Source organism: Mycobacterium sp. (assembly GCF_036273375.1).
Lineage (GTDB): Bacteria > Actinomycetota > Actinomycetes > Mycobacteriales > Mycobacteriaceae > Mycobacterium.
This window is the reverse complement of record NZ_DASUHS010000189.1, coordinates 41,118-47,117: the sequence shown is the minus strand read 5'-3', so window position 1 is coordinate 47,117 and position 6,000 is coordinate 41,118. Positions and strand designations below refer to the sequence as shown.

1 protein-coding gene is annotated in these 6,000 nt (G+C 67.9%); it reads right to left on the bottom strand.

Annotated features, from left to right (window positions below; translation table 11 throughout):
* Positions 1-5,429, bottom strand: a 5,429-nt coding sequence (locus tag VFW69_RS17525) for a fatty acid synthase subunit beta domain-containing protein (RefSeq protein WP_526502884.1), incomplete at its 3' end; no start/stop codon positions are given.
* Positions 5,430-6,000 lie beyond the last annotated feature (571 nt).

The window sequence follows — 6,000 nt, the reverse complement described above, 5'->3', positions numbered from 1 at the left end:
GATTCGATGGAGTCCAGCTCCTCGATCTGATCGATGCGCATCTTGGCCGACAGCGCGATCAGCGCGAGTGTGGCGTCGGCGGCATCGAATCCGATGTCGTCCGGTCGGGCCGCACCCGACGCCGCGGTCGGCGCGGCGGGGGCCGGTGTGGCCGCGGCCGCTTCCGGCGCCGACGCACTTTCGGCGGGCGCCTCCGGCTCGTCCTCGGGCTCCGGCTCGGGGTCGGTGTCGGTGGCGAACAGCACCGCGGCATCGCGCTCAGCATTGAGCACTTCGACTGTGCTGTGGGCATATTCGGACAGCTTAAGGGTGTTGGTGGCCAGGCCCGCGACGGTCGGCGCGGACTTCACACCGATCTCGACGAACCGCTCCACACCCAGACCGCCAGCGGCCTCTTCGGTGAACAGCAGGTCCTGGGTTTCGATCCAGCGCACCGGGCTGGCGAATTGCCAAGCCAGCAACTCGATGAGGACGATGCGTGCCATCTCGATCCGGCGCTCGGCACGCCAGGTGTCGTAGTCGGCGAGGATCGGGTCAAGCGGCTCGGCCGGCACCAGGTCGCGGATCTCCTGGATGAAGTCGCGATCGAGGGTGAAGGGACGCGGCACCAGGTTGGGGATGTAGCGCCCGATGATGACGTCAGGGTCCTTGTCGCGCGGCATGACCCGGTCGAGCGACCGCCGGAACTCCGCAACACCGACTCGCAAAACGCGCGAGTGGAACGGCACGTCGATACCGGGCACCAAAATGAACGAGCGCTTGCCGCCGGTGATCTTGCGGCGCCGCTCCACCTCTGCCTCGAGCGACTCGAGGCCGCGCACCGTGCCGGCGATCGCGTACTGCGACCCGCGCAGGTTGAAGTTGACGATCTCAAGGAACTCATTAGTATTCGCCGCGATATCGGCGACGAATTCGGGGACCTCGTCGTCGGGCAGGTCGATCTGCGAGGGCCGAATGGCCGCCAACCGATAGTTGGACCGGCCCAGCTCGTCGCGCGGCACGATGTCGTGCATCTTCGATCCGCGGTGAAACACCGTCTCCAGCAAGGCTTCCAGCTCGTAGATGCCGGTCACGCAGGCCAGCGCGGTGTACTCGCCAACGGAGTGACCGCAGGCGATCGCATCTTCGACGAAGGCGCCTTGCTCGCGCATCTCGGCGACTTGCGCCGCGGCCACCGTGGCCATCGCGACCTGGGTGAACTGCGTCAGGTACAGCACGCCCTCAGGGTGGTTGTAGTGCACACCGCTGGCGATGATGCTGGTCGGGTTGTCGCGCACCACGTGCAGAACCGAGAAGCCCAGTGTGTCGCGGGTGAACTTGTCGGCTTTGTCCCACACCTTGCGCGCGGCCTTGGACCGGGCCCGGACGTCCATGCCCATGCCCTTGTGCTGAATACCCTGCCCGGGAAACGCATAGACTGTGTGCGGGGCCGCCAGGCGTGCCGTCGCCGACATCACCAGATCCGATCCGATCCGGGCGGCGACCTCCAAAACCTCGGCGCCCTGGTCGATTCCGACACGGTCGACGCGGAACGCGACCTCGTCGCCGGGACGCACCATGCCCAGGAAGCGCGCGGTCCAGCCGATCAGCCGCGCCGGCGGGCGCGCCTGACCATCGGTGGCGGTCACGGCGTGCTGAGCGGCGGCCGACAGCCACATCCCGTGCACGATGGGCGATTCCAGGCCGGCCAGCAGCGCCGCGGCCCGGTCGGTGTGGATGGGGTTGTGATCACCGGAGACCACCGCGAACGGACGCATGTCGACCGGGGCGGTGATGGCGACGTCGCGGCGGCGCCGACGCGGGGTGTCGGTCGCGTTCTGCGAAACCGCACCACCGGCGCGCGTCGGGTCCGTCAATTCGGCGGCGCCGGTGCGTCCCAGGATGGCGAAACGCTCTTCGAGGGTGGTGATCACGTGACCGTCGGTGTCGGTGATGGTGACGGAGACCGGGACGACGCGCCCCATGTCCGTGTCGATGGCCACCGAAGCCGTTGCGGTGATGGTCAATTGCGACTGGGCCTTCGGCAGCTTGCCGACCATGTGGGCGGCGTGGTCGAGATGCACCAGGCTTAGCAGGCCTTCGACCACCGGAACGCCTGCGCCGGTGACGGCCGAGCCGATCGCCGAGAAGACTGCGGGCCAGCACGGTCCGACGAGTGCGTCGGGCACGGTGGTGAGGCTGGGCGCCAACGGTTCTCCGAAGGTGGCGGTGACACCGGTGTGGTCGGCGACCCGCTCGGGGTCCCAGTTCACCGTGACCGTGGCCGTTCCGTCGGTGACCGCAGGCAAGAACTCGGGCCCGTCGACCCCTGCGGCAATGGCCAGCACCGCACGCATTGCCGTGGCGGCATCCTCGGTGGAGACCACCGGGGTGGCACCGTCAACGGTGTTGGGCGGCAACGTGAATGGGATGTCGATCCACGTGCCCGACACGGGGACGCTGAGCACGACGCGGTCTCCGTCGACCTGAAGCTGCGCCCCGGTGGACGAATGCGTGGCCCGGCGGCTCTCGGGTCCGTCATGCACCAGCCAGTCGGAGGGATCGGCGATTCGATGGATTGGGTTGGTCGCGGTGCGGCCGGCCCACTGCACATCGGGGGCGTCCAGCACGACGGCCAGCGGCCCGGTGACGTCGGCGCGGCCGGTCCGGCGTGAGGTGACCGCCGCGGGCTCCGCTCCGGCGGCGAGCGCCTCGTCGATGGCGGCCTGCTCGAATCGGTCCAGCAGTTCACCGACGGGCTCGTCCATCCGGGCGATGCCGGCCACGGCCGCGGTACCCGGAATGATGCACACCTGGTCGGCGTCGTAGCGGGCGTCGTGCGCCTGCCACAGCGAATCGCTGCGCCACCAGCGCCGCACATCCTTGTCGATCACCGGCACGAAGTTGACCGGCTTGCCCAGCAGCTTGCACAGCGTGACGAAGAACGGGATGTCGGCCGGATGCAGCTGCACGCGTTCGGCGTCGGGGTAGTGCGCCAGCAGGGTGGCGATGGCCTCGGAAGGATTTTCCAGCAGCCGCGCGCCGGCGTCGGTGGAGCCGTCGAATAACGTCTCGATGGCACCGAAATCCTGTGCATGCAAACGCGCCTCGGCCCGCTGCAGCATCTGCTCGAAACGGTCGCGCCAGGTGTCGGCCAGCCACGGGCTTCCCGGTGACGCGGTGTCCGCGGTGGAATCACCGTCCCCGATGGACAACTCGACGTAACGCTGCAACCACTGCAGGTAGGTCATCTCACCGGCATCGCCGAAGTACGGCTTGGCGGTGTTGGCCATCGCCGCGATGATTTCGTCGCGACGCTCCGCGACGGCGTCCGCGTCACCGGCGACCTCGTCGAGAAGCCGGCCGCACCGCGACGCGCTGTTGTCGATCTCGTGAATGTCCGCACCGAGCTGGCTACGGCTGGAAGCCATTCCGCCGGAGGCTTTTCCGGCGCCGATCCACTGATCGGTGCCCTGGGTTTCGACCAGCATCCGCTTGACCGACGGCGACGTGGTGGACTCCTTGGCCGCCATCGCCGCGGTGCCGACCAGGATGCCGTCGATCGGCATCAGCGGGAAGCCGTACGCCTGCGCCCAGCGTCCGGACAGGTATTCGGCCGCCCGCTCCGGCGTGCCGATGCCGCCGCCGACGCAGACGGTGATGTTGGAGCGCGACCGCAATTCGGAGTACGTCGCCAACAGCAGGTCGTCGAGGTCTTCCCAGGAGTGGTGGCCACCGGCGCGACCACCTTCGATGTGCGCGATCACCGGCTTGGTGGACACCTCGGTCGCGATGCGGATGACCGAGCGGATTTGCTCGACGGTCCCCGGCTTGAAGACGACGTGGCTGATGCCGACCTCGCCCAGCTCCTCGATCAGGTCGACGGCGTCCTCCAGATCGGGGATGCCGGCGCTGATCACCAGGCCGTCGATCGCCGCGCCCGACTGGCGCGCCTTTTGCACCAGCCGCTTGCCTCCGACCTGCAGCTTCCACAGGTATGGGTCCAGAAACAGCGCGTTGAACTGGTAGGTACGGCCGTCCTCCAGCAGCCCGGACATCTGCTCGACGCGGTCGGCGAAGATCTCCTCGGTGACCTGCCCGCCGCCGGCCAGCTCGGCCCAGTGCCCGGCGTTGGCCGCGGCGGCCACGATCTCGGCGTCGACGGTGGTCGGGGTCATGCCGGCCAGCAGGATCGGCGAGCGGCCGGTCAGCCGGGTGAACTTCGTCGAGAGCTTGACCCTGCCGTCGGGCAGGCGAACCAGCGTCGGAGCGTAGCTCGACCAGGCCCGCGCCACCTCGGGGACGGCGCCGACGGTGAAGAGGTTGCGTTGCCCGCCGCGAGTCGCCGCGGGCACGATGCCCACACCCAGACCACGGATCACCGGCGCGGTCAGCCGGGTCAAGATGTCGCCGGGCCCCAGGTCAAGAATCCAGCGAGCCCCAGCGTCGTTAACCCGGGTGATCTCTTCCACCCAGTCGACCGGACGCACCAGTATCGACTCGGTCAGCTGCCGGGCCAGCTCGACGTCCAGGCCGACCTTCTCGGCCCAGCTGCCGACGATGTCGATGCCGTCCGCCAGCCGCGGCGTGTGGAAGCCGACCTCGACCTGCACCGGGTCGAAGACCGGCGAAAAGACGTCGCCGCCGCGCAGCTTGTTCTTCCGGTCGGCTTCTTCCTTCTCCGAGATCTGCTGGCAGTAAAGCTCGAAGCGGGACAGCTGTTCCGGGGTGCCGGTGATGACGACCGAGCGGCGGCCGTTGCGGATGGACAAGACGGGCGGCAGCACGGTGCGCACGTCCTGCGCGAACTCGTCGAGCAGCCGGCCGATGCGTTCGGGGTCGGCGTTGGTGACCGACACCATCGGCGGACGGTCGCCAAGCACCGAGATGCCGCGCCGACGGGCCACCAGCGTCCCGGCCGCACCGATCAGCTGGGCCATTGCCAGCAGCTCGACATCGCGGGCACCACCGGCCTTCAGAGCCTCGACGGCGAGCACACCTTGGGAATGTCCGGCGATGGCCACCGGCGGCGTCGCCATCAGGTCCATGCCTTGCCGCGCCAGCGCACGCACGGCCGCGATCTGGGTGAGCAGCACGCCCGGAATCGACACCGCGGCCGAAGTCAGGTGCTTGTCCGAGGGGATCGGATCCTCGGCCGCCAGCGCACGTACCCACGACAGCGGCTCGAAGCCAATTGGTCGCACGACGACGAGCTCTTTGGCCACTGGCTCGAGGAGCAGGCTGACCTCACCAACCAGCGTTGCCAGCTCGGACTCGATGCCGGCCGACGACACCAGTTCTTCGAGGGTCTCCAGCCAGGTGCTGCCCTGACCGCCGAATGCCACGGCGTACGGCTCGCCGGCCGTCAGTCGATCGACAAGAGCGAGGGTGTCCCCGGCTTGTGGGTTCCTGCTCCCCTGCGGGCCTTGCCCGTCGCGGTCAGCGGACACTCCCCTCGCTTCGCTGGGGGACCCCACCCCTCGCTTCGCTGGGGGGCCCCAGTCGTGCCTCTCGTGGATCGTCACCTTGTCTGTCTCCCCTGTATGCGTCTTTAGGTCTCGTTCGTCTGGCGGTCACCACCGCAGGGCGGGGTCCTGTCGATTCCGCGTCGAATCACAGCCGGGCAACGGCTGGCCGGTGTGTTGTCGGCGGACCGCCCGGGTGGCGCTGAGCGGCGCGACGGACTCCATCGGCTGCACTAAGAGTGTCATAAGGATCGACCCTTGTTTTGCGTGCCGATCGGTTACTGGTGAGTTCTACGCACGGGTAACCGTGTCCTGGGTAACATGCGGTTTCACCGGCGGCGAGGACCCGATTAACAAACCCGCTGCATGCAGGTGGTTACGGTCGAGTAGCTATAACTGCGCAGATCAAGCCTGTCTTGTTATCGAATCGTTACATAAAAATTTTTGGTCGCAGAGCGCCGTCACGGCGCCGTCGGCTGCGGCGGACGGCGATCGCCCGCCCGCGCCTGTCCGGAAAATGAGCGAACGAGTGTTTGCTGGAATTTTTAAGAATGGG